The organism is Streptomyces sp. CA-243310 (assembly GCF_050936775.1).
Classification (GTDB): domain Bacteria; phylum Actinomycetota; class Actinomycetes; order Streptomycetales; family Streptomycetaceae; genus Streptomyces.
Map to the genome: position 1 here is coordinate 1,747,355 of NZ_JBNJMF010000001.1, position 24,041 is coordinate 1,771,395.

A 24,041-nucleotide genomic window follows, 5' to 3' on the forward strand; every position below is an offset into this window, starting at 1 on the left:
TAAGCGCAGTGACTGTCAGTCGCTGCCGGACATCCGCGGGTGCGATTCCCTCACGACCCACACCGCTCTCGGTCGGTCACTCAGTGTGGAGGACCATCCATCATGGCAAAGGCGCTTCTCGGTTACGTCGGCGGTTCCGACCCGCGACTCCTCGCCGAGATGCGACGGCTTCAGCAGCGCGTCCAGGACCTCGAGTCCGAGCTCGGACGAATCCAGTCCGAGAACGACGCACTGAACGCGGCCGCCGCTCAGCACGGAGACTCGCTGCTCGACAGCATCGACCTCGACGTACCCCAGGCGGAGCCTGCGCTCACCTGATCCGCGCTTCACTCGTCGCTCGATTCCAGCCCCGTTTGATCTGCAAGGGACGCTCCGGCGTCCCTTCTTTCTTTCACGGCCGGCTCCTCCTCGCACCGCCGGCCCCTCACCCGCCGACCGTCCCGCCCGGCCGCATCATTGGGCCAGGTGGGGGGGTTGATTCCTTTGACGTCTGATCTGCCCTGCACCTTCATGGGTGAAACCGAACGTGAAAGGTAGAGTCCGGCGGCGTGCACCTCAAGTCCCTGACCCTGCGTGGCTTCAAATCATTTGCTTCCGCGACCACCCTGCGCTTCGAGCCGGGGATCACCTGCGTCGTCGGCCCGAACGGATCGGGCAAGTCCAACGTGGTGGACGCGCTGTCCTGGGTCATGGGCGAACAAGGGGCGAAGTCCCTGCGCGGCGGGAAGATGGAAGACGTCATCTTCGCCGGCACGACGGGTCGGCCTCCCCTGGGGCGCGCCGAGGTCTCGCTGACCATCGACAACTCCGATGGCGCGCTGCCGATCGAGTACGCCGAGGTCACCATCACGCGGATCATGTTCCGCGGCGGCAGCAGCGAGTACCAGATCAACGGCGACACCTGCCGGTTGCTCGACATCCAGGAACTGCTCTCCGACTCCGGCATCGGCCGCGAGATGCACGTCATCGTCGGACAGGGCCAACTGGACTCCGTACTGCACGCCGATCCGATGGGCCGCCGCGCGTTCATCGAGGAGGCAGCCGGCGTACTGAAGCACCGCAAGCGGAAAGAGAAGGCGCTGCGGAAGCTCGACGCGATGCGGGCCAACCTCGCGCGCGTGCAGGACCTCAACGACGAACTGCGGCGACAGCTCAAGCCGCTCGGACGCCAGGCGGCGGTGGCCCGCCGGGCCGCCGTGATCCAGGCCGACCTGCGGGACGCGCGACTGCGGCTGCTCGCCGATGACCTGGTCACCCTGAAGGGCGCGTTGGACGCGGAGATCGCGGACGAGGCGGCGTTGAAGGAACGCAAGGAGGCGGCCGAGCGGGAGCTGGCGGGCGCGCTGCGACGCGAGGCCGAGCTGGAGGAGGCGGTACGGGAACTCGCGCCCCGGCTGCAACGGGCCCAGCAGACCTGGCACGAACTCTCCCAGTCGGCCGAACGGGTGCGCGGAACCGTTTCCCTGGCACAGGCGCGGGTCAAGAGCGCGTCGGCGCCGTCGGAGGACGAGCGGCACGGCCGCGATCCCGAGGAGATGGAGCGCGAGGCGGCACGCATCCGTGAGCAGGAAGCCGAACTGACGGCCGCTCTGGAGGCGGCTTCACGGGCGCTGGAGGACACCGTCGAGCACCGGGCGGAGCTGGAGCGGTCCCTGGCCGACGAGGAACGGCGGCTGCGGGACGCGGCGCGGGCCGTCGCCGACCGGCGCGAGGGGTTGGCCCGGCTGACCGGCCGGCTCGGCGCGGCCCGGTCCAGGGCGGGCGCGGCGCAGGCGGAGATCGAACGGCTGGAGGCGGCGCGCGACGACGCCGAGACCCGTGCGGCGCGCGCGCAGGCCGAGTACGAGGCGTTGGCCGAGGAGGTCGGAGCCCTCGACGACCCGGCCGTCGACGGGGAGCACGAGGCTGCGCGGTCCCGGCTGGCGGAAACCGAGGCAGCCCTGTCGGCGGCGCGCGAGGCACTGACCTCGGCGGAACGCTCCCGGGCGGCCGTGACGGCCCGACGGGACGCGTTGGCGCCGGCGCTGCGGCGCAAGGACGGCACGGGCACCCTGCTCGGCGCGCACGAACGGCTGGACGGGCTGCTCGGCCCGGCGGCCGAACGGGTGACGGTGGCGCCGGGGCACGAGGTGGCGGTCGCGGCCGCGTTGGGCGCGGCGGCCGACGCGCTCGCCGTGACCTCGGCGGGGGTGGCGGCCGATGCCATCCGGCACCTGAGGGACACGGATGCGGGGCGGGTCACCTTCCTGATCGCCCCGGAGTCCGCGACCGTCCTGCCGGGCCAGGCCGTGGATCCGACCGGCCGACCGGCCGGCGAGGGGAGCCTGCCGGGCCAGAGCGCCGGCCCGGGTTCGACCGCCGTCCAGGCGTCGGATTCCGTTTCGGCCTCCGCCCCGGGTGCGCTGTCCTCCCCGACCGGCGTTCCGGTGGCGGATCTTCCCGCCCCGGCCGCCGCTCACGTGCCCGCTCCGACCGCTCCGCAGTCCGTGTCGGCCTCGACGGCGGTCGGATCGCGCATGCTCGGGGTACCGGCCGGGAGCCTGGTGACGGGCGACCCTGGTGTGGTGCGGGCCGTGGCCTGGGCCCTGCGGGAGTACGTCGTCGTCGCGACCCTGGACGAGGCCGAGGCTTTGGTGGCCGAGCGGGCCGACCTGGTGGCGGTCACCGCCGACGGGGACGTCCTGGGAGCCCATCTCGCGCACGGCGGATCCGCCGGGGCGCCGAGCCTCATCGAGGTACGGGCCGCCGTGGACGAGGCCGCGGCCGAGCTGGCGCGGTTGGAGGAGGAGTGCGCCCGACTGGCCGAGGCCAAGGAGCGCGCCCACGCCGACCGGCAGGAGGCGGTCCGGCTCGTCGAGGAGCTGGCCGAGCGGCGCAGGGAGGGTGAGCGGGCCAGGGCCGGGGTCGCGCAGCAGCTGGGCCGGCTCGCGGGGCAGGCGAAGGGCGCGGCGGGCGAGGCCGAACGGGCCGTCGCTGCCGCGACCGCGGCGCAGGGCGCGCTGGCGCAGGCGCGCACCGAGGTGGAGGAGTGCGCGGAACGGCTCGCGGTCGCCGAGGAGATGCCGGTGGACCAGGAACCGGACACCTCGGCCAGGGACCGGCTCGCCGCCGACGGGGCCAACGCGCGACAGACCGAGATGGAGGCGCGGCTCCAGCTCAGGACCCACGAGGAACGGGTCAAGGGACTGGCCGGGCGGGCGGAAGCGCTCGACCGCGGCGCCAGGGCCGAGCGCGAGGCCAGGACCCGTGCCGAACGCCGCCGGCAGCGGCTGGCCCACGAGGCCGAGGTGGGTCGGGCGGTGGCCGACGGAGCGCGACAGCTCCTGGCCCATCTGGAGGTGTCGATCGGTCGGGCCGAGGCGGAGCGCGCCGGCGCCGAGCAGGCCAAGGGGGTGCGCGAACGGGAGCTCGCCGAGGCCCGCGGCCGGGGTCGCGACCTCAAGGGGGAGCTCGACAAGCTGACCGACTCCGTGCACCGGGGCGAGGTGCTCGGAGCCGAGAAGCGGTTGCGGATCGAGCAGGTCGAGGGCCGCGCCCTGGAGGAGTTCGGGGTGGAGGCCGCCGGGCTGGTGGCCGAGTACGGCCCCGACCAGCCGGTGCCGCCGTCGCCGGCCGCCGAGGGCGAGGAGCTGCCGGAGGACCCGGAGCACCCGCGGAACCGGCCGGGACCGTACGTCCGGGTGCAGCAGGAGAAGCGGCTCAAGGCGGCCGAACGCGCCTACCAGCAGTTGGGGAAGGTCAATCCGTTGGCGTTGGAGGAGTTCGCGGCGCTGGAGGAGCGGCACAGGTTCCTCAGCGAGCAACTGGAGGACCTGCGCAAGACGAGGGCCGATCTGCTCCAGGTCGTGAAGGAGGTCGACCAGCGGGTCGAGGAGGTGTTCACCGAGGCCTACCGGGACACGGCGCGTCAGTTCGAGGGGGTGTTCTCGCGGCTGTTCCCCGGTGGGGAGGGACGGTTGATCCTCACGGACCCCGACAACATGTTGACCACCGGCGTGGACGTGGAGGCGCGCCCGCCGGGCAAGAAGGTCAAGAGGCTGTCGCTGCTGTCGGGCGGCGAGCGTTCGCTGACCGCGGTCGCGTTGCTGGTGTCCATCTTCAAGGCCCGACCCAGTCCGTTCTACGTCATGGACGAGGTCGAGGCGGCTCTGGACGACACCAACCTGCAGCGGCTGATCCGGATCATGGAGGAACTCCAGGAGAGCTCGCAGCTGATCGTGATCACTCATCAGAAACGCACGATGGAGGTCGCCGATGCCCTGTACGGCGTCTCCATGCAGGGAGATGGAGTGTCCAAAGTGATCAGCCAGCGGCTCCGCTAGAGACCTTCATCATTCAATAGGTGAACGCAAAGCCTTCTCGGTTCACTCGATCGTGGGCATTCATCTGCGTGAAACGGGTTCTTCATCTTCTATTGACTTCAGGAAGTGAAGTCATAAGCTCTCCTCTGTCGCCTTGATGTTCAGGTGGTGGTGCACTGTTTGATGTGCCCCACTGGAGGAACACGATCAGGCGACGACACGAGTACCAACACCCCCCACGCTGCCCGCCGTCGGCGCCGGGCCCAGGAGCGCACCTTGACCAGCACAGCGAACGCACCCGCGGCAGGCGGGGGAGGCGCGGGCCACCCCGACCACCTCGGGCACGTCATCTTCATCACCGCGGCCGCCGCCATGGGCGGCTTCCTCTTCGGTTACGACAGTTCCGTCATCAACGGCGCCGTCGAGGCGATTCGGGACCGCTTCGACGTCGGCTCCGCGGTGCTCGCCCAGGTGATCGCCGCCGCGCTGATCGGCTGTGCCTTCGGCGCCGCCACCGCCGGCCGCCTCGCCGACCGGATCGGCCGTATCCGCTGCATGCAGATCGCGGCCGTCCTGTTCACCGCGAGCGCCCTCGGTTCGGCCCTGCCCTTCGCCCTCTGGGACCTCGCCATGTGGCGCGTCATCGGAGGCTTCGGCATCGGCATGGCCTCCGTGATCGGCCCCGCCTACATCGCCGAGGTCTCCCCGCCCGCGTACCGCGGCCGGCTCGCCTCGTTCCAGCAGGCCGCGATCGTCATCGGCATCGCCGTCTCACAGCTGGTCAACTGGGGCATCCTCAACCTCGCCGACGGCGACCAGCGCGGAGAGATCGGCGGCCTGGAGGCCTGGCAGTGGATGCTGGGCGTCATGGTCATCCCGGCCGTGCTCTACGGCCTGCTGTCCTTCGTCATCCCGGAGTCCCCGCGCTTCCTCGTCTCGGTCGGCCGCATGGAGAAGGCCAAGACCGTCCTGCGCGAGGTCGAGGGCGACCGCATCGACGCCGACGCCCGCGTCCGCGAGATCGACAACGCCATCCACTCGGAGCACAAGTCGACCTTCAAGGACCTGCTCGGCGGTCGCTTCGGCTTCCTGCCGATCGTCTGGATCGGTATCGGCCTCTCCGTCTTCCAGCAGCTCGTCGGCATCAACGTGATCTTCTACTACAGCTCCTCGCTGTGGCAGTCGGTCGGCATCGACGCGAGCTCCTCGTTCCTGTACTCCTTCGAGACGTCCGTCGTGAACATCATCGGTACCGTGATCGCGATGCTGCTGGTCGACCGGATCGGCCGCAAGCCGCTCGCCCTCATCGGCTCCGTGGGCATGACGATCTCCCTCTCGCTCGCCGCCTGGGCCTTCTCCTTCCGGTCCGGCACCGGGGACGACATCACCCTGCCGCACACCCAGGGCCTGGTGGCCCTCATCGCCGCCAACTTCTTCGTGCTCTTCTTCGCCCTCTCCTGGGGCGTGGTGGTCTGGGTGCTGCTCGGCGAGATGTTCCCGGGCCGCATCCGCGCCGCCGCCCTCGGCGTGGCGGCCGCCGCCCAGTGGATCGCCAACTGGGTCATCACGGTCTCGTTCCCGTCGCTGTCGGACTGGAACCTGTCCGGCGCCTACGTCATCTACGCGTGCTTCGCCCTGCTCTCGATCCCCTTCATCCTCAAGTGGGTGCCGGAGACCAAGGGCAAGGCGTTGGAGGAGATGGGGTAACCACCCCCGCCAACACCCCCTCTCCTCTTCCGACAGGTACTGCCCCCGCTCAGCTCTTGAGCCGGGGCAGTACCTGTTCGCACAGCAACTGAAGGCTGCGCCACCCCTCGTCGACGGGCATCCCGCCGCACAGCGGGTGCAGCACCAGATTGCCCGCCTCGCCGGCGGCTCGGGCGTGGGTGACCGCCTCGTCCGGGGTGAGGATCCGGTACACACCCTCCGCGCGCAGCTCGGACACCGAATGCGCGCCCGAACGCACGGCGCTGACGATGTCCTTGGACTGCCAGGACGCGTACGTCCCGGCCTCGTGCAGGAAGTGCTCTCCGTACTCGGCCCAGGCCCGGTCGGGATCCTCCGAGACGTGCAGCAGCGGCGTCTGCGCGGCGGGCATCATGCAGAAGCCCTCCGTGCCGTGCTCCGCGAGCTGTTCCTGGTAGTACGCCTCCAACTCCGGCAGGTGGGCGCTCGGGAAGAAGGGCAGCCCCAGCCGCGCCGCGCGCCGCGCCGCCGCCCGTGAACTGCCTCCGACCAGCAGCAGCGGGTGCGGCCGGGTGAACGGTCGCGGGGTGACCCGTACGGTCCGGCCGCGGAAGGAGAACGGCTCGCCGGTCCACGCCTTCAACAGGGTCTCCAGCAGCTCGTCCTGGAGCCTGCCGCGCCGACCCCACTCCACGCCGTGCTGCTCGTACTCCTCGGGCCGGTACCCGATGCCCGCGACGGTGACCAGGCGCCCGCCGCTCAGCAGGTCGAGCACGGCGATGTCCTCGGCCACCTTCAGGGGGTCGTGGAGCGGGCCGATGATCGCGGAGACGGTGACCGCGATGCGGCGGGTGGCGCCGAACACCGCGCCCGCGAAGAGGAAGGGCGAGGGCATCCAGTTGTTCCCGGTGCCGTGGTGTTCCTCGGTCTGGACGGTGTCGATCCCGCGGTCGTCCGCGTACTTCGCCATCTCCAGCGCGGCCTTGTACCGGGCGGAGAGGGTTTCCGGGGTGCCGTTCGGGTCGACGAGGTTGAAACGGGCCACGGTGACGGTCATGGAGAGGTCCCCCTTCGCCGGATGTGGTGGGCGGGCGAAGGGGGACGTTAGCTGACGTGGCGTCAGTTGCCCAGGGTCCCGGCGGGCACCGGCTCCTCGGCCTCGACCGACGCGGACCGCGGCGCCGCGGTGCGGGGCAGGGCGGCGTACAGCGCGCCCGACGTGACGATGCCGGCGACCCAGCCCAGACCGTTCTGCCCGATCCAGGTCGAGGCGAGCGGGCCGCTGAACCAGTCCACCTTCGTGAACAGCAGCCCCACCGCCAGAGCCATGCCCCAGGCCGTCATCGCCTGCCAGGCGTAGCCGCCCTTGTACCAGTAGGCGCTGCCGGCCGTGGTGTCCAGCAGTGCGCGCCCGTCGTAGGACTTGCGCCGCAGCATGTCCACGCCGAAGACGCCGATCCACGCGGAGAAGGCCACGGCCAGCAGCGTCAGGAAGGAGATGAACGAGCCGAAGAAGCTCGTCGCGACGACCATCAGCAGGAACCCGAAGACCAGACTGATGACCGCGTTGACGCTGACGGCCCAGGCACGCGGGACCTTGATGCCGAGGGTCTGCGCGGTGAAGCCCGCCGAGTACATCGACATCGAGTTGATCAGCAGCATCCCGACCACCGCGATGAGCAGGTACGGGACCGCGATCCAGATCGGCAGCAACTCGCCGATGAAGGAGACCGGGTCCTGAGCGGAAGCCAGGTCGGGGGTCCCGACGGCCATCACCGCGCCCATCAGCACCATGGGCAGGACCACGATCCCCGCGCCGCCGATCGTCGCGCCGACCATGGCCTTCGAGGACGCGGTCCGCGGCAGGTAGCGCGTGAAGTCCGGACCCGACGGGACCCAGCTGATGCCGCCGGCGGCGATCGTGCCGATGCCCGCGACCATCATCGCGGTGGATCCGGCGGGCTTGTCGAGAACCGCCGCCCAGTCGGTGTCGAACACCAGGTAGCCGAGGACGAGCACGCTGAACGCCCCGAACAGGTACGTCGACCACTTCGAGCACACGCGCAGCGCGTTGATGCCGAGACCGGAGACCACGAAGGTGCAGCCCACGAAGAAGAGCAGGGTGACGACGATCAGGGCGGTGTTGCTCTTGATCCCGAAGACCAGGTCGAGGACGGTCAGCACGGCGTAGGCACCACTGACCGCGTTGATGGTCTCCCAGCCCCAGCGGGCCACCCAGATCAGCGCGCCGGGGAAGAGGTTGCCGCGCTGACCGAAGACGGCCCGCGAGAGCGCCATGCCCGGCGCCCCGCCGCGCTTGCCGGCGATGGATATCAGGCCGACGATCCCGTACGAGAGGACGGGCGCGGCGACGGCGACGACGAGGACCTGCCAGATGTTGAGCTTGTTGAAGATCACGAGCCCCGCGCCCATGGTCAACAGCAGCACGCTGATGTTGGCGGCGACCCAGGTCGGGACGAGCTCGCGGACCCGTCCGCCGCGTTCGTCGTCCGGTACGGGTTCCAGTCCGCGGGTCTCGACCGCCGTCTCCTGGGCGGTCTCCGTCGCACCGGCAGTGGGCTTGGCAGGCATGCACTACTCCGTGGGGATGTGGGGGGAGTGGTACATCATCGTAGTTTCGCCGCGAAAATCACAAATAGCGGAGTAATGCCCGGCGGGGAGCGCCGAAGGGCTCGTCGGCGAGGGCCGCACCTCATCCGGCCACGCTCCGCGGCGCCGCCCGCGCGGGTCCGCCCGTGCCGCGCGCCGTGGCCGATACTGGTGGGGTTATGGACATCCTCATTCTCGCTGTAGTCATCGCCCTGGTCGCGGTCGTCGTGGTCGGCGGGCTCGTGGTCGGCAGCCGCAAGAAGAAGCAGCTGCCCCCCACGGCGCCGCCCGGCCCGCCGACCATCACTGCCCCGCCCACCGAACCGCAGGTGGGCGAGGACGCCGCCCCCACGGCGGAAGAGCCGCGCCGCACGATCGAGGAGGTCACCCTCCCCGAAGCGGAGGCGGCCACCGATTCCCCGGTCGCCGTCGAGGACCCCGTGGTCGCGGCACCCGAGATCGAGGTGCCCGAGCCCACCGCGGGCCGCCTGGTCCGGCTGCGCGCACGGCTCTCCCGTTCGCAGAACTCGCTCGGCAAGGGGCTGCTCACGCTGCTCTCCCGCGAGCACCTCGACGAGGACACCTGGGAGGAGGTCGAAGAGACCCTCCTGATCGCCGACGTCGGCGTCGTGCCGACCCAGGAACTGGTCGACCGGCTCCGCGAGCGGGTCAAGGTGCTCGGTACCCGCACCCCCGCCGACCTGCGCACCCTCCTGAAGGAGGAGCTGCTGACCCTGGTCGGCACCGACTTCGACCGCGCCGTCAAGACCGAGAGCGGCGTCGACACCCCGGCCGTCGTGATGGTCGTCGGCGTCAACGGCACCGGCAAGACCACCACCACCGGCAAGCTGGCCCGCGTCCTCGTCGCCGACGGCCGCAGCGTCGTGCTCGGCGCGGCGGACACCTTCCGTGCCGCCGCCGCCGACCAGCTCCAGACCTGGGGGGACCGGGTCGGCGCCCGGACCGTTCGCGGCCCCGAGGGCGGCGACCCGGCGTCGATCGCCTACGACGCCGTCAAGGAGGGCATCGCCGAGGGCGCGGACGTCGTGCTGATCGACACCGCCGGTCGGCTGCACACCAAGACCGGGCTCATGGACGAGCTCGGCAAGGTCAAGCGCGTCGTGGAGAAACACGGCCCGCTCGACGAGGTCCTGCTCGTGCTGGACGCCACCACCGGCCAGAACGGCCTGACCCAGGCGCGCGTCTTCGCCGAGGTCGTGGACATCACCGGCATCGTGCTGACCAAGCTCGACGGGACCGCCAAGGGCGGCATCGTCGTCGCCGTCCAGCGCGAGCTGGGTGTACCGGTCAAGCTCATCGGTCTCGGCGAGGGGCCGGACGACCTGGCCCCCTTCGAGCCGGAGGCGTTCGTGGACGCCCTGATCGGCGACTGAGCGACCCGCTCCGCCGTCGTACGCGTGACAGTGCCCCCGCATCCGACCGGATGCGGGGGCACTGTCACGCGTACGACCTTCAGCGCCGCAGGCGGTGGCAGATGTACGCGAGCGTCCCCAGCAGCAGCCGGGCCTGCGGCGGCCCGCCCACGCAGTCGAGCGCGGGCGGCCGAAGCCAGCCGGCCGGTCCGAGCCCCGCGCGGTCGGAGGGCGGGGCGGTGAGGAAGGCTCCGCGGCCGAGGGCCCGCAGGTCGAGATCGGCGTCGTCCCAGCCCATCCGGTACAGCAACTGCGGCAGCTCGGCGGCGGCCCCGGGGGCCACGAAGAACTGCGCCCGGTCGTCGGGGGTGACGGTGACCGGGCCCAGTGGGAGCCCCATCCGCTCCAGCCGGACCAGCGCGCGCCGCCCGGCCTCCGCGGAGACCTCGATGACGTCGAAACACCGACCGACGGGGAGCATGATCGCGGCGCCGGGGTACTCGCCCCAGATCTCGGTGACCTCGTCGAGGGTGGCGCCCGCCGGGACGGTGGGTGCGAAGTCCAGCGGATGCGCCCCGGGCGCACCGCAATTCGTATGACCGCAGGAACACTCGGCGGCGGGCGCCGCCGCCCGGGCGCCGGGGACCGCCTCCCAGCCCCACAGGCCGGTGTACTCCGCCACCGTCGTGCACTCCGAGGTCCGGCCGCGGCGCCGAGCGCCGGAAAGGAACTCCTTGGTGCCGCGGCTGCCGCCGATCGTGAAGCCCATGCCCATGCCCCCTCCAACGGGTCGAACGCGTCGGTGGTTACGACGTCGGCGAGACCTCCTGTGGGCCGGCCCCGGGAGCCACTCCGGGAGGGGGGCGACCGGCGCACTCCTCGCGGCGCGCGCCCCCAGTGCACTCCCGTCCAACCATTCCGTTTCGCCTGCCTGTCAAGTGAATCGCGCCTGGCCGGTGGCGAGTTCATTCGAAGGGGTGGCGAATGGTGGCGTTTCTGGAATCGACCTCGCGGTGGGGGTGATCGTAGGATTACTTTCGGTACACGAGCCCGGAGGGCAGACCCGTTCGTGGGTATGCCGGAGGCAAAGCGTGAAGGACCTGTGAAGGTCCCCGGTCGCGCCAGCGCTCCGAGCCAGGGTTTCGTGATGAGGATGCTGAACGGATGGGGGCGTTCCTGTGAGCGGCAACGGCGCAAGCGGAACGAGCGAGTCGTCGGAGGCTGCCGATCGCAATGAGCAGCTGACCTCCTGGTTCGTCCGCAGTGGCTGGTCCAAGGGGGAACTGGCCCGTCAGGTCAACCGCAGGGCCCGCCAGATGGGCGCCCACCACATCAGCACCGACACCTCGCGCGTCCGCCGCTGGCTCGACGGCGAGCAACCCCGCGAACCCGTCCCGCGCATCCTCTCGGAGCTGTTCTCCGAACGCTTCGGCTCCGTCGTGGCCATCGAGCAGCTCGGCCTGCGCACCGCCCACCAGACCCCCTCCGTGTCCGGCGTGGACCTGCCCTGGGCCGGCCCGCAGACCGTGGAACTGCTCAGCGAGTTCTCCCGCAGCGACCTGATGCTGGCGCGCCGGGGCTTCCTCGGGACCTCGCTCGCCCTCTCCGCCGGCCCCGCGCTCATCGAGCCCATGCAGCGCTGGCTCGTCCCGGTCCCGGCCGCCGACCCCGGATCGCGTACCGGGGGCGGCTCGACGGGCGGCCACCGGCCGCCCCGGCTGTCCGAACCGGAACTCGACCTGCTCGAGGCCACCACCGTGATGTTCCGCCAGTGGGACGCCCAGTGCGGCGGCGGGCTGCGCCGGAAGGCCGTCGTGGGCCAGCTGCACGAGGTCACCGACCTGCTCCAGGAGAACCACCCCGCCCCGATCATGAAGCGGCTCTTCAAGGTCGCCGCCGAGCTCGCCGAGCTCGCCGGCTGGATGAGCTACGACATCGGCATGCACCCCACCGCGCAGAAGTACTTCGTCCTCGCCCTGCACGCGGCCAAGGAGGGCGGGGACAAGCCGCTCGGCTCGTACATCCTCTCCGGCATGAGCCGCCAGATGATCCACCTCGGGCGGCCCGACGACGCCCTGGAACTCATCCACCTCGCGCAGTACGGCAGCCGCGACTGCGCCGGTCCCCGGACCCAGGCCATGCTGTATGCGATGGAGGCCCGCGCCTACGCCAACATGGGCCAGCCCAGCCGCTGCAAGCGCGCCGTCCGGATGGCCGAGGACACCTTCTCCGACCTCGCCTTCGGCAGCGAGCCCGAGCCCGACTGGATCCGCTTCTTCTCCGAGGCGGAGCTGAACGGCGAGAACTCCCACTCGTACCGGGACCTGGCCTACGTCGCCGGCCGCAGCCCCACCTACGCCTCCCTCGCCGAACCCGTCATGGCGAGGGCCGTGGAACTCTTCGCCAAGGACGACGAGCACCAGCGCTCGTACGCCCTGAACCTCGTCGGGATGGCCACCGTCCACCTGCTCCGGCGCGAGCCCGAGCAGGCGGCCGTCCTCGTGGACCAAGCCCTCGACGTGGCGCGAAAAGTGCGGTCCGAAAGGGTGAACACCCGGCTCCGCAAGACCGTCGACCAGGCCGCGCGTGAGTACGGCGACGTCGCCGAGGTGGTCCGACTGACGGACGTCCTCGCCGCCCGGCTCCCCGAGGCCGCGGAGGCCGTCTGACGGCCCTGACGGCCGTCCCCCAAGGCACCGGCCGCGGCAACGCACCCCGTGAAGCCCGATCAGGCTCCCCCAGCCAGGTCTCCCGGGTCACCGCCGCGGCCGGTTTCGCGCTTCCGCTCGTTCATGGAGGCGTAACACGCACGACCTCTTCGTCATCGGCGTGAAACACGCAGTGGCGCCGCCGGAAACCCCCCTGCGCGAATCTCAGGGCCAATAACCGGCCAGCCCCTTAACGCCGCTCAGGTTTTCACGATCGCCCGCACGCGAACGTACCGACGACGAGGAGACGCCGATGGCATCAGCCATCACGACCCTCGCGGCAGACGCCCCCACGCTGTCTGCCGCGAACACCGGGTTCATGCTCATCTGCTCCGCCCTGGTCATGCTGATGACCCCGGGACTCGCCTTCTTCTACGGAGGCATGGTCCGCGTCAAGAGCAGTCTCAACATGCTGATGATGAGCTTCATCAGCCTCGGGATCGTCACGATCCTCTGGGTCCTCTACGGATTCAGCCTCGCCTTCGGCACCGACGCCGGCTCCCTCATCGGCTGGAACTCCGACTACGTCGGCCTCAGCGGCATCGGGATCACCGAGCTGTGGGACGGCTACACGATTCCGGTGTACGTCTTCGCCGTCTTCCAGCTGATGTTCGCCGTCATCACCCCCGCCCTGATCAGCGGCGCCCTCGCCGACCGCGTCAAGTTCAGCGCCTGGGCCCTCTTCAGCGCCCTGTGGGTCACCGTCGTCTACTTCCCCGTCGCCCACTGGGTGTGGGGCGCGGGCGGCTGGCTCTTCGAACTCGGCGTCATCGACTTCGCGGGCGGCACCGCCGTCCACATCAACGCCGGCGCCGCGGCCCTCGGCGTCATCCTGGTCATCGGCAAGCGCGTCGGCTTCAAGAGGGACCCGATGCGCCCGCACAGCCTCCCCCTCGTGATGCTCGGCGCCGGCCTCCTGTGGTTCGGCTGGTTCGGCTTCAACGCGGGCTCCTGGCTCGGCAACGACGACGGCGTCGGCGCGGTCATGTTCGTCAACACGCAGGTCGCCACCGCCGCCGCCATGCTCGCCTGGCTCGCCTACGAGAAGCTGCGCCACGGCTCCTTCACCACCCTCGGCGCCGCTTCCGGCGCCGTCGCGGGCCTCGTCGCCATCACCCCGTCCGGCGGCGCCGTCTCCCCGCTCGGTGCCATCGCCGTCGGTGCCATCGCCGGTGTGCTGTGCGCCATGGCCGTGGGCCTGAAGTACAAGTTCGGCTACGACGACTCCCTCGACGTGGTCGGCGTCCACCTCGTCGGCGGCATCGTCGGCTCCCTGCTCGTCGGATTCTTCGCCACCGGCGGGGTCCAGTCCGACGTCGCCGGCCTCTTCTACGGCGGCGGCCTCGAACAACTCGGCAAGCAGGCCATCGGAGTCTTCTCCGTCCTGGCCTACTCTCTCGTGGCGTCCGCGATCCTCGCCTTCCTCCTCGACAAGACGATCGGAATGCGGGTCACCGAGGACGTCGAGGTCTCCGGCATCGACCAGGTCGAGCACGCCGAGACCGCATACGACTTCAGCGGAGCCGGTGGCGGAGCCTCGCGCGGAACCGCCTCCCCCGCTGCCGCCGCGACCAAGAAGGTTGACGCATGAAGCTGATCACCGCGATCGTCAAGCCCCACCGGCTCGACGAGATCAAGGAAGCCCTCCAGCGCTTCGGGGTGCAGGGACTCACGGTCTCCGAGGCGAGCGGGTACGGCCGCCAGCGCGGCCACACGGAGGTCTACCGCGGCGCCGAGTACACCGTGGACCTCGTACCGAAGATCCGCATCGAGGTGGTCGTCGAGGACGACGCGGCCGACGACGTGATGAATGTGCTCGTCACCGCGGCCCACACCGGCAAGATCGGTGACGGCAAGGTGTGGAGCGTCCCCGTGGACTCGATCATCCGGGTCCGCACCGGCGAGCGCGGCGCTGACGCGCTCTAGGCGACGGGAGACCCTGGGTGACGAGTGTGGACGCGACCACGACCGAACCGGCCGACTCGGGACCCAGCGGTTACGCCGCGGCCCGGCTGCGACTCCTCCAGGAGGAGTCGCGGTCCGGGCCTTCCCGGCGTTCCGCCCTGGCCGCACTGACCGACGACTGGCTGCGGGCGCTCTTCGCCCGGGCCGTGCGGGAGACCGGCGTACGAGGCGCCTCGCTGGTCGCCGTCGGTGGCTACGGGCGCGGCGAACTCTCCCCGCGCAGCGACCTGGACCTGCTGCTCCTGCACGACGGCAAGGCCGACCCCCGCGCGCTGAGCGCGTTGGCCGACCGCCTCTGGTACCCCGTGTGGGACCTCGGCGTCGCCCTCGACCACTCCGTACGGACCCCGGCGGAGGCCCGCAAGACCGCCGCCGAGGACCTCAAGGTCCACCTCGGACTGCTCGACTCCCGGCCCGTCGCCGGGGACGCCGGACTCCTCGCAGGCCTGCGCACCTCCGTACTGGCCGACTGGCGCAACCAGGCCGTCAAACGGCTCCCGCAACTGGACACCCTGTGCCGCGAGCGCGCCGACCGGGCCGGCGAGCTGCGCTTCCTGCTCGAACCCGACCTCAAGGAGGCGCGCGGCGGTCTGCGCGACCTCACCGCGCTGCGGGCCGTCGCCGCGTCCTGGCTCGCCGACGCCCCCCGCGAGGGCCTCGCCGAGGCCCGACGCAAGCTGCTGGACACCCGCGACGCCCTGCACCTGGTGACCGGCCGGGCCACCGACCGGCTCTCCCTCCAGGAACAGGACCAGGTCGCCGAGCGGCTCGGCCTGCTCGACGCCGACGCCCTGCTGCGCGAGGTGTACGAGGCCGCGCGGGTCGTCGCGTACGCCGGAGACGTCACCTGGCGGGAGGTCGGACGCGTGCTGCGCGCCCGCTCCGCCCGCCCCCGCCTGCGCGGGCTGCTGGGGAGCCGGGGCCCGGCCGAGTCGGCTCGCGCCCCGCTGGCCGAAGGGGTCGTGGAGTCCGACGGCGAGGCCGTCCTGGCACTGGCCGCGCGCCCCGAACGGGACCCGGTGCTCGCGCTGCGGCTCGGCGCCGCCGCCGCCCAGGCCGGCCTGCCCGTGTCCCCGCACTCCGTGCGCCGGCTCGCGGCGCAGGCGAAGCCCCTGCCCGTGCCCTGGCCCGCCGAGGCCCGCGAACAGCTCCTGACGCTGCTCGGGGCCGGGGAGCCCACGATCGGAGTGTGGGAGGCCCTCGAAGCGGAAGGGCTGATCACACGACTGCTGCCCGACTGGGAACGGGTCCGGTGCCGGCCCCAGCGCAACCCCGTGCACACCTGGACCGTGGACCGGCACCTGGTCGAGACCGCCGTCCGCGCCTCCGAGATGACCCGCCGGGTGAGCCGCCCCGACCTGCTCTTGATGGCCGCGTTGCTGCACGACATCGGCAAGGGGTGGCCCGGCGACCACTCCGTCGCCGGCGAGACCATCGCCCGCGACGTGGCCACCCGCGTGGGCTTCGACGCCCCGGACACCGCCGTCCTCGGCGTCCTCGTCCGCAACCACCTGCTGCTGATCGACACCGCGACCCGGCGCGACCTCGACGACCCCGCCACCGTGCGCTCCGTCGCGGAGGCCGTCGGCTCCACCGGCACCCTGGAACTGCTGCACGCGCTCACCGAGGCCGACGCCCTCGCCACCGGGCCGGCCGCCTGGAGCGCCTGGCGCGGTTCCCTGGTGGCCGACCTCGTCGCCCGCGCCGCGGCCGTCCTGCGCGGCGCGCCGCCCGCCGCCACCGAACCGGAGATCCCCTCCACCGAAGCGGAGCGCCTCGCGGTCGAGGCGCTGCGCACCGGCGAACCGGTACTGGCGCTGCACGCCCGCCAGGAGGAGGACGCCGTCGGCGTCGAACTCGTCGTCGCCGTCCCCGACCAGTCCGGGGTCCTCCCCGCGGCGGCCGGCGTACTGGCCCTGCACCGGCTGACCGTACGGGCCGCCGACCTGCGCTCCCTGGAGCTGTCGGAACTGCCGGGCGAGGTCCTGGTGCTGCGCTGGCGGGTCGCCGCCGAGTACGGGGCCCTGCCGGAGACGGCACGACTGCGCACCGACCTGATCCGGGCGCTGGACGGCTCCCTGGACGTGCCGGCGAAACTGGCCGAGCGCGAGTCCGCCTACCCCCGGCGGCGCGGAGTGGTCCCGCCCCCGCCCCGGGTCACCGTGGTTCCGGACGTCTCCTCGCTGGCCACGGTCCTGGAGGTGCGTGCGCCCGACGCGGTCGGACTGCTGCACCGGATCGGGCGGGCGCTGGAGTCCGCGGGCGTCCGCGTCCGCAGCGCCCACGTCTCCACGCTCGGCGCCAACGCGGTGGACTCCCTGTACGTGGTCGACGCCGACGGCAAGCCGCTGCAGCCGGCCCCGGCGGCTGCGCTGGCCGCCGAGGTGGAGGCGGCGCTGCGCTGACACCCGCCGCCGCCCTCGCCCGAGAGCCCTCCGCGGACCCCGGCGGGGGCCGCGCGCCGCCGCCGATCGAGCGCATCGCCCCTGCTCCCCGCCCGTGCGCCGGCGGGCCCCCGACCGCTTGGGACGGCCGGGGGCACATCCGTCCCGAGGCCCGATACCCTGGGGGGCGACCACACGCCCCCGACCTGAGGAATCGCGACCACCGTGTTCGATACGCTTTCCGACCGCCTTGCCTCGACTTTCAAGTCCCTCAGGGGCAAAGGTCGCCTCTCCGAGCAGGACATCGACGCTGCGGCGCGGGAAATCCGTATCGCCCTCCTCGAGGCCGACGTCGCCCTCCCGGTCGTCCGCTCCTTCATCGCGAACGTCAAGGAGCGCGCCCGCGGCGAAGAGGTCTCCAAGGCCCTGAACCCGGGCCAGCAGGTCCTCAAGATCGTCAACGACGAGCTGGTCTCCATCCTCGGTGGCGAGACCCGGCGGCTGCGCTTCGCCAAGACCGCCCCGACGGTGATCATGCTCGCCGGTCTCCAGGGCGCCGGTAAGACCACCCTCGCCGGAAAGCTCGGCCTGTGGCTGAAGGGGCAGGGCCACGCCCCGCTCCTCGTGGCGTGTGACCTCCAGCGCCCCAACGCCGTCAACCAGCTCTCCGTGGTGGCCGAGCGCGCCGGCGTCGCCGTCTACGCGCCCCAGCCCGGCAACGGCGTGGGTGACCCGGTCCAGGTCGCCAAGGACTCGATCGAGTACGCCCGTACCAAGCAGTACGACGTGGTCGTCGTCGACACCGCCGGTCGCCTCGGCATCGACCAGGAGCTGATGCAGCAGGCCGCGGACATCCGCGACGCCGTCAGCCCCGACGAGATCCTCTTCGTCGTCGACGCCATGATCGGCCAGGACGCGGTCAACACCGCGGAGGCCTTCCGCGACGGCGTCGGCTTCGACGGCGTCGTGCTCTCCAAGCTCGACGGCGACGCCCGAGGCGGTGCCGCGCTCTCCATCGCGCACGTCACCGGCAAGCAGATCATGTTCGCCTCGAACGGCGAGAAGCTCGACGAGTTCGACGCCTTCCACCCCGACCGCATGGCGGGCCGGATCCTCGACATGGGTGACATGCTCACCCTGATCGAGCAGGCCGAGAAGACGTTCAGCCAGGCCGAGGCCGAGAAGATGGCGGCCAAGCTGGCGAAGGGGCCGAAGGAGTTCACGCTCGACGACTTCCTGGCCCAGATGGAGCAGGTCCGCAAGATGGGCTCCATCTCCAAGCTCCTCGGCATGCTGCCGGGCATGGGCCAGATCAAGGACCAGATCAACAACATCGACGAGCGCGACGTGGACCGGATGGCCGCGATCATCAAGTCGATGACCCCGGCCGAGCGCCAGGACCCGCACCTCATCAACGGCTCGCGCCGCGCCCGCATCGCCAAGGGCTCCGGCGCCGAGGTCAGCGCCGTCAAGTCGCTGGTCGAGCGCTTCTTCGAGGCCCGCAAGATGATGTCCCGCATGGCCCAGGGCGGCGGGATGCCCGGCATGCCCGGCATCCCCGGGATGGGTGGCGGACCCGGCCGGCAGAAGAAGCAGGTCAAGCAGGCCAAGGGCAAGCGCAAGAGCGGCAACCCGATGAAGCGCAAGGAAGAGGAGGCCGCGGCCGCGGCCCGGCGCGAGCAGGGTCCGCAGGCGGGCGAGCCGGCCGCCGCCGGCAACCCGTTCGGTCTGCCGGCCGGCGGTGCTCAGCCCGGCCAGGACTTCGACCTCCCGGACGAGTTCAAGAAGTTCATGAAGTGACCGCCTGACGGCACCGCGCGACGCGTACGAGGAGGGCCCCGGCCGGGGATGCGGCCGGGGCCCTTCCGTGTGCCCGGCGCCCGGCCGTCGGGGCGCAATGATCAGGCATGTCGCTTATCGTCGGGCGGGAGGACGGCAGAAGGAGGCCCCGTGCCCAGCCCCACCCCCGCACCGCCGCGCGACCGGGCCGACACCCCCTGGCGCTCCGAGGGTGCCCCGCCCACCCCACCGCCGCCGAAGAGGGGGATGCCCGGCGGTTGGCGCGGGCTGGTCCTCACCGCGCTGATCCTCTTCCTGCTGACCAACCTCGTGCTGTCGTTCTTCAACGAGGGCGACGAGCCGACGATCTCGTACACGGAGTTCAGCAAACAGGTCGCCGACGGCAACGTCTCGAAGATCTACTCCAAGGGCGACGCCATCCAGGGGCAGCTGAAGAACAAGCAGCCCGCCCCCGACGGGGACGGCGACTACACGAAGTTCGTCACCCAGCGGCCCGCCTTCGCCGACGACCGGTTGTGGTCGAACCTCACCGCCAAGGGCGTCACCGTCACCGCCTCCCCGGTCGTCGAACAGCGCAGCTTCCTCGCCAACCTGCTGATCTCCCTCGCGCCCATCCTCCTGCTCGTCGTCCTGTGGATGTTCATCGCCCGACGGATGGGCTCCGCCATGGGCGGCATGGGAGGGCTCGGCCGCAAGGCGCCGCCCAAGCCCGTGGAACTGGAGACCGGCGCCCGACGCACCACCTTCGACGACGTGGCCGGCATCGACGAGGTCGAGGGCGAACTCAACGACGTCGTCGACTTCCTGAAGAACCCGCAGGAGTACCGCAAGCTGGGCGCCCGCATGCCCGGCGGGGTCCTCCTCGCCGGCCTCCCCGGCACCGGAAAGACGCTGCTGGCCCGCGCCGTCGCGGGCGAGGCCGGGGTGCCCTTCTTCTCCGCCTCGGCGTCCGAGTTCATCGAGATGATCGTCGGCGTCGGTGCCTCCCGGGTACGGGAACTCTTCTCCGAGGCCCGCAAGGTGGCCCCCGCGATCATCTTCATCGACGAGATCGACACCATCGGCCGCGCGCGCGGCGGCGGCGCCGCCATGGGCGGCCACGACGAGCGCGAACAGACCCTCAACCAGATCCTCACCGAGATGGACGGCTTCTCCGGCTCGGAGGGGGTCGTCGTCCTCGCCGCCACCAACCGCGCGGACGTCCTCGACCCCGCCCTGACCCGCCCCGGCCGGTTCGACCGCACCGTCGTCGTCTCCCCGCCCGACAAGGCCGGCCGGGAGGCCATCCTGCGCATCCACACCCGCGAGATCCCGCTCGCGCCCGGCGTCGACCTCGCCCAGGTGGCCCGTACGACCCCGGGCATGACCGGCGCCGAACTGGCCAACCTGGCCAACGAGGCCGCCCTGCTGGCGGTCAAGCGCCGACAGGACGCGGTCACCCAGGCCGACCTCTCCGACGCCCTGGAGAAGGTCCAACTCGGCGCCGAACGGCCCCTGGTCATGCCCGACGAGGAGCGTCGCCGCACGGCTTACCATGAGAGCGGCCACGCGCTCCTGGGCATGCTCCAGCCGGGCGCCGACCCCGTCCGCAAGATCACCATCGTGCCGCGCGGCCGGGCGCTCGGCGTCACCCTCTCGACCCCTGACGCCGACCGGTACGCCTACACCGAGGAGTACCTGCGGGGCCGCGTCATCGGCGCGCTCGGCGGAATGGCCGCCGAGCAGGTGGTGTACGCGGTCATCACCACGGGCGCGGAGAACGACCTCGAACAGGTCACCAACATCGTCCGGGGCATGGTGGGCCGCTGGGGCATGAGCGAGCGGATCGGCCGGCTCACCGCGATCCCGTCGGACGCGCAGAGCCCGTACGGCCTCCTCGCGGCGCCCGCCACCCTCGACGCCGTCGACCACGAGATGCGACGGATCGTCGACGAGTGCTACGAGGACGCCTGCCGATTGCTGCGCGAGAACCGCGACAAGCTGGACGCGCTCGCCGCGGCGCTGCTCGCGAACGAGACCCTGGACGAGCCCGCCGCCTACGCCGCGGCGGGCATCGCGCGCCTCCACAAGTAGCCGGGACACACGACCCGGCCCGTTACGCCGTCCGGGCGACCACGTACCGGAAGATGTTCGGCAACCAGACCGACCCGTCGGCTCGTTCGTACGGGTGAAGCGCCTCGGCCAGTTCCTTCTCGACCTGGGCCGTGTCCGCGTGCTCGTACATCCCGGTCGACAGCAGCCCGCGCACCGCGCTGTCCACGTCCGCGTACCCGAACGGGCAGAACACCCGACCCGACCCGTCCGGCACCAGTCCGGCCGACGCCACCATCGCGTCCAGGTCCCGCGGGGCCGGCCCGCCGCCCAGTACGGCCGGCACCGTGCACCGCTCCGCCGGACCCCAGTCGGCCAGCACCACCACACCGCCCCGCCGCACCGCGGACAGGGCGGCCGTCAGATCCCGCGGGCGGGGCGTGAAGGCCAGCACGACGTCGTACGGACGCGCCGGCGACGCCGGGGGAGCGGCGACCACCTCCAACAGCCGCTCACGGGCCAGCGCCCGGCGCGCCGGGTCCGCCTCCACGCCCGTGGCCAGGGCTCCCCGCCCCGCGGCCAACAGCAGGGCCAGTCCGGCCCCGCAATCGAGGCCCAGCAGCCGGTCGCCCGGCCCGACCTCCAGCCGTTCGTAGACGGCTTCGTACAGCGGTACCAGCATCCGTTCCTGGATCTCCGCCCAGTCCCGGGCGACGAGCGTCGCCGTCGGCGTCGGTGTCATCGAAAGAGCGCTCCTGATTCCTTTGTCGCCCCCTGGCCCCCGTTGCCAGGGAACTCCCCATTCGCCCCCGCGTCCAGAGGAACGAGCCACCCGATTCACGCATCGCGTGCCCGGCGCCGTACCATTCGCGCCATGGCAAAGGCACCCGTTCTCACCCCCCAGGCGGAGGATTTCCCCCGCTGGTACCAGGATCTGATCAACAAGGCCGAGCTGGCCGACAACGGTCCGGTACGCGGCACCATGGTCATCCGACCGTACGGCTACGGGCTGTGGGAGCGGATGCAGCAGGAGATGGACGCGCGCATCAAGGACGCGGGCGCCCAGAACGCGTACTTCCCGCTGTTCATCCCGCAGTCCTACCTGACCCGGGAAGCCGAGCACGTGGAGGGCTTCGCCCCCGAGCTCGCGGTCGTCACGCATGGCGGTGGCAAGGAACTCGACGAGCCGGTCGTCGTCCGCCCCACCTCCGAGACGATCATCAACGACTACTTCTCGAAGTGGGTCCAGAGCTACCGCGACCTGCCCCTGCTGATCAACCAGTGGGCCAACGTGGTCCGCTGGGAGATGCGCCCGCGCGTGTTCCTCCGTACGAGCGAGTTCCTCTGGCAGGAGGGCCACACCGCCCACGCCACCTACGAGGACGCCCGCGACTACGCGGCCCGCATCCACACGGACGTCTACGGCGACTTCATGACGAACGTGCTCGGCATCGACGTCGTGCTCGGCCGCAAGACCGCGAAGGAGCGCTTCGCCGGCGCCATCAACACCCTCACCCTCGAGGGCATGATGGGCGACGGCAAGGCCCTCCAGCTGGGCACCAGCCACGAGCTCGGCACCAACTTCGCCAAGGCCTTCAACACGCAGTACCTGTCGAAGGAAGGCAAGCAGGAGCTGGTCTGGCAGACCTCGTGGGGCGTCTCGACCCGCATGGTCGGCGGCCTGATCATGTCGCACGGCGACGACAACGGCCTGCGCGTCCCGCCGCGCCTCGCGCACGTCCAGGTCGTCGTCATGGCGATCAAGGGCGACGAGGCCGTGACCAAGGTCCGCGAGCTGGGCGCCCAACTCAAGGCCGCCGGCATCCGCGTGCAGGTCGACGACCGCGTCGACACCCCCTTCGGCCGCCGCGCCGTGGACTGGGAGCTCAAGGGCGTACCGGTCCGCATCGAGATCGGCCCCCGCGACCTGGAGGCCGGCACCGCGATGCTCGCCCGCCGGATCCCGGGCGGCAAGGAGGCCGTGCAGATCTCCGCGCTGCTCGACCTGCTGCCCAAGGTGCTGGAGGAGGACCAGGCGCAGCTGCTGCGCGAGTCCCGCGAGCGCCGCGAGGCCCGCACCTCCGACGTGGCGACCATCGAGGAGGCCGCCGAGGCCGCCATCGCCGGTGGCTGGGCCCGCATCCCGTGGGCCGACCTCGGCCCCGAGGGCGAGGCCAAGCTGGCCGAACAGGCCGTCTCCGTACGCTGCCTGATCGCCCCCGACGGGTCGGTTCCGCAGACGGACGACGCCCCGGGAACCCTCGCGATCGTCGCGCGCTCGTACTGATCCACCGACCCGCCCCCGGGCGTGCGGCCCCGCGCCGCGCACCGGGGGCGGCTGTCGTTGGGCCTCGTTACGTACCGACTCCTCCGGGGATATGCGCACCCGTCCTCGTCAGGACGCATGAGACTGAACTGACTGGTACGTGCAAAAAATTTGGAATGGCCCGGAATCGGAACACCGGGGCACCCCGGCTCGTTGTCACGACGTGAGCACGACACCACCTGTTCTCGCCGCAGAGCTGGCGCAGGCGTGGGCCGATATTCAGCGGTACCACCCCGAGCTGCCTGACCTTGCCGCGCCCGAGTCCCTGATCGGAGAGTCCTCGTCCGCCTGCGGCGCCGAGCTCTCCTTCGAGCGACTGCTGCACGAGGCAGTCCACGGCATCGCAGCCGCCCGTGGAGTCCGCGACACCTCGCGGGCCGGCCGCTACCACAACCGCAGATTCCTCGCTATTGCCGAGGAGATGGGGCTGGACCACTCCGAGGAGCCGCACGCCAGCAGCGGCTTCTCCCTGGTCTCGCTCAACCCCGAGGCGAAGCGGCGCTACCGCCCGACCATCGAGCGGCTGCACCGCGCGCTGAAAGCACACACGGTCGCCACCGCCGCCGACACCAAGCGCAGCTTCCGCGGACCGGCCGCCCGTCACGGTTCGTCCGGTGGCGGCGTGCGGGTCAAGGCGGTCTGCGACTGCGGCCGGAACGTGCGGGTCGTCCCGTCCGTCCTGGCCCAGGCGCCCATCGTCTGCGGGGGCTGCATGAAACCGTTCCGCATTCCCGAGGTGGCCGTCTCGGCCGCCGCCTCCTGAAGACACCCACCGGGCCCGTACGGGCCCGGTGCGGCCTCCGCCCGGTGGCGGCGGCCATCGGTGCCGCGCGCCCGCGTGCCACCGATCACCGCTC

Annotated in this window: 16 protein-coding genes; 12 read left to right on the plus strand and 4 right to left on the minus strand. The window is 71.5% G+C overall.

Annotation, left to right across the window (positions count from 1 at the left end; genetic code table 11):
• Nucleotides 1-102: 102 nt before the first annotated feature.
• From ACQEVM_RS08240 to ACQEVM_RS08250, 3 genes are all read left to right on the plus strand, one after another.
• Nucleotides 103-318: a hypothetical protein gene (locus ACQEVM_RS08240; RefSeq protein WP_030227372.1), complete on the plus strand. Its 216-nt coding sequence runs from the start codon at nt 103-105 to the stop codon at nt 316-318.
• Nucleotides 319-548: 230 nt separating this feature from the next.
• On the plus strand, nt 549-4,322 hold the full coding sequence (locus ACQEVM_RS08245; RefSeq protein ID WP_433076463.1) for an AAA family ATPase: 3,774 nt from the start codon (nt 549-551) through the stop codon (nt 4,320-4,322).
• Between the two features lie 255 nt (nt 4,323-4,577).
• Entirely contained in the window at nt 4,578-6,008 is a 1,431-nt protein-coding gene (locus ACQEVM_RS08250) for a sugar porter family MFS transporter (protein WP_433076465.1), read from the plus strand.
• 49 nt (nt 6,009-6,057) lie between these two features.
• Here the strand turns inward: ACQEVM_RS08250 and ACQEVM_RS08255 are convergent, their stop codons facing one another.
• Nucleotides 6,058-7,044, minus strand: a complete 987-nt coding sequence (locus ACQEVM_RS08255) for an LLM class flavin-dependent oxidoreductase (RefSeq protein WP_433076467.1) — start codon at nt 7,042-7,044, stop codon at nt 6,058-6,060.
• A gap of 62 nt (nt 7,045-7,106) precedes the next feature.
• Complete coding sequence (locus ACQEVM_RS08260) at nt 7,107-8,579, minus strand: cytosine permease (protein WP_433076469.1); 1,473 nt, start codon at nt 8,577-8,579, stop codon at nt 7,107-7,109.
• Nucleotides 8,580-8,776: 197 nt separating this feature from the next.
• Between ACQEVM_RS08260 and ftsY the strand changes: the two genes are divergently transcribed.
• Nucleotides 8,777-9,991, plus strand: coding sequence for a signal recognition particle-docking protein FtsY (gene ftsY / locus ACQEVM_RS08265; protein WP_433076471.1), 1,215 nt, complete (start codon nt 8,777-8,779; stop codon nt 9,989-9,991).
• Between the two features lie 79 nt (nt 9,992-10,070).
• Here ftsY and ACQEVM_RS08270 read toward each other — a convergent pair whose 3' ends face one another.
• Nucleotides 10,071-10,739, minus strand: a complete 669-nt coding sequence (locus ACQEVM_RS08270) for a bifunctional DNA primase/polymerase (protein ID WP_433076473.1) — start codon at nt 10,737-10,739, stop codon at nt 10,071-10,073.
• A gap of 409 nt (nt 10,740-11,148) precedes the next feature.
• On the opposite strand from ACQEVM_RS08270, the gene nsdA reads away from it, so the two are divergent.
• From nsdA to ftsH, 6 genes are all read left to right on the plus strand, one after another.
• Nucleotides 11,149-12,639, plus strand: a complete 1,491-nt coding sequence (gene nsdA / locus ACQEVM_RS08275) for a transcriptional repressor NsdA (RefSeq protein ID WP_433076475.1) — start codon at nt 11,149-11,151, stop codon at nt 12,637-12,639.
• 292 nt (nt 12,640-12,931) lie between these two features.
• Nucleotides 12,932-14,269, plus strand: coding sequence for an ammonium transporter (locus ACQEVM_RS08280; RefSeq protein WP_433076477.1), 1,338 nt, complete (start codon nt 12,932-12,934; stop codon nt 14,267-14,269).
• Entirely contained in the window at nt 14,266-14,604 is a 339-nt protein-coding gene (locus ACQEVM_RS08285; RefSeq protein WP_053675124.1) for a P-II family nitrogen regulator, read from the plus strand. Before ACQEVM_RS08280 ends, ACQEVM_RS08285 begins: the two co-directional genes overlap by 4 nt.
• A gap of 17 nt (nt 14,605-14,621) precedes the next feature.
• Nucleotides 14,622-17,048 (plus strand): [protein-PII] uridylyltransferase, encoded by a 2,427-nt coding sequence (locus ACQEVM_RS08290; protein ID WP_433076479.1) that lies wholly within the window; start codon nt 14,622-14,624, stop codon nt 17,046-17,048.
• Nucleotides 17,049-17,252: 204 nt separating this feature from the next.
• Nucleotides 17,253-18,827, plus strand: a complete 1,575-nt coding sequence (ffh, locus tag ACQEVM_RS08295) for a signal recognition particle protein (RefSeq protein WP_351380764.1) — start codon at nt 17,253-17,255, stop codon at nt 18,825-18,827.
• Between the two features lie 150 nt (nt 18,828-18,977).
• Complete coding sequence (ftsH, locus tag ACQEVM_RS08300) at nt 18,978-20,900, plus strand: ATP-dependent zinc metalloprotease FtsH (protein ID WP_433076481.1); 1,923 nt, start codon at nt 18,978-18,980, stop codon at nt 20,898-20,900.
• Between the two features lie 22 nt (nt 20,901-20,922).
• On the opposite strand, the gene ACQEVM_RS08305 is transcribed toward ftsH, so the two are convergent.
• A complete protein-coding gene (locus ACQEVM_RS08305) occupies nt 20,923-21,600 on the minus strand; it encodes a methyltransferase type 11 (RefSeq protein ID WP_351754266.1) in 678 nt (225 codons plus the stop codon).
• Nucleotides 21,601-21,732: 132 nt separating this feature from the next.
• On the opposite strand from ACQEVM_RS08305, the gene proS reads away from it, so the two are divergent.
• Together proS and ACQEVM_RS08315 are read left to right on the plus strand one after the other, a co-directional pair.
• Nucleotides 21,733-23,145 (plus strand): proline--tRNA ligase, encoded by a 1,413-nt coding sequence (gene proS / locus ACQEVM_RS08310; RefSeq protein WP_433076483.1) that lies wholly within the window; start codon nt 21,733-21,735, stop codon nt 23,143-23,145.
• 202 nt (nt 23,146-23,347) lie between these two features.
• Nucleotides 23,348-23,947: a hypothetical protein gene (locus ACQEVM_RS08315; RefSeq protein WP_053675136.1), complete on the plus strand. Its 600-nt coding sequence runs from the start codon at nt 23,348-23,350 to the stop codon at nt 23,945-23,947.
• Nucleotides 23,948-24,041: the final 94 nt, after the last annotated feature.